The following is a 235-nucleotide window of genomic DNA, read 5'->3' as shown; positions in this document are numbered from 1 at the left end:
CGTGGCGATAAGCCCATGTGGGAGAGCGGTAACTGGTCCCTGCTACGCAGTCGCGGCTTCGTATTGAGCGAGGATGGTCACGCCCGTTTCCACAACTACGGGACCCCCTAGCCTCAGGACACCCCCTCTGTGCTGCACGAAATCTGGATCAGCGGCTACCGCTCGGTACGCAAACTGCGTATGTCACTCGATCGCATCAACCTGGTGCAGGGACCGAACGGCTGCGGCAAGAGCA

Source organism: Aeromonas diversa CDC 2478-85 (genome assembly GCF_000819805.1).
Lineage (GTDB): Bacteria > Pseudomonadota > Gammaproteobacteria > Enterobacterales > Aeromonadaceae > Aeromonas > Aeromonas diversa.
The sequence above is the reverse complement of the archived record's forward strand: the minus strand, read 5'-3'. Positions refer to the sequence as shown.